2 protein-coding genes are annotated in these 779 nt (G+C 43.6%); both read left to right on the top strand.

Annotation, left to right across the window (positions count from 1 at the left end):
- Positions 1-295: hypothetical protein (locus BLO31_RS23860; protein WP_175443224.1), on the top strand; the 295-nt coding region annotated here is incomplete at its 5' end.
- Complete coding sequence (locus tag BLO31_RS14320; RefSeq protein ID WP_070967953.1) at positions 288-641, top strand: hypothetical protein; 354 nt, start codon at positions 288-290, stop codon at positions 639-641. The genes BLO31_RS23860 and BLO31_RS14320, both read left to right, overlap by 8 nt.
- Positions 642-779: the final 138 nt, after the last annotated feature.

Here is a 779-nt window from a genome sequence, read left to right as displayed (position 1 = left end):
AGATTATCAGGAGACAACGCAGGAAGAAGCGGCTGCTGCTTTATCTATCACATCGATAGGGTTGGGAGTAATCAATCCATATGTAGGTGGGCTAATGGCTCTTAGTGCTTGGGGACTTGAACCAAGTTGGTCAAACTTTGTTGGTATGATGGGTGGTCCAGCTGGTAAAGGGGCTAGTATGGTAGATGATGCTATCTATTACGGCAGCCCCGCACTTAAGCAAACGGTGGATAATGTTGAGAATATCAACAATGGCATGACCATTGGGTGCCATACGGTGATTAAGTGTGAGTAAACAAGACGAGAGATGGGATACCACTGCCATGTTTGGTGTGCAGTGGTGTCTCGTGGGGATTCTGTTTTTTAAAGGGGATTATATATTGGCGGTACTGGGCAGTATTACCTACACCATTGTAGTCGCTCAGATCCCGGTTCTAAAGCCTGTTCGTAAACAGTATCCGTATTTCGCCGTGGGTATTGGCGCATCTTTTATTTTCCACTTTGGTATTGTTTACACATTTGGGTTTTATGACTTAGACAATGTCTGGAGAACATTGGCAACATTACCAGTGGCTTTTTATGTTTATTGGTTTTACACACGAAAAGTACGTCCAATTTTAAACAGTAATAAAAAAGAATAGTTGTATGAGTTTGTTTGGATAGCTTCGCTCTTTAGTTGTGGTGGCGGTGTGGACGTGTCGCCACCAATTTACTCGAGTCATGAAGTAATTGGTAAAGCTGGAGGGAGCTTAGTCCACGACAATAACGCGGCCCTATCA

It is taken from the genome of Vibrio sonorensis (genome assembly GCF_001854765.1).
Lineage (GTDB): Bacteria > Pseudomonadota > Gammaproteobacteria > Enterobacterales > Vibrionaceae > Vibrio > Vibrio sonorensis.
The sequence above is the reverse complement of the archived record's forward strand: the minus strand, read 5'-3'. Positions and strand labels throughout refer to the sequence as shown.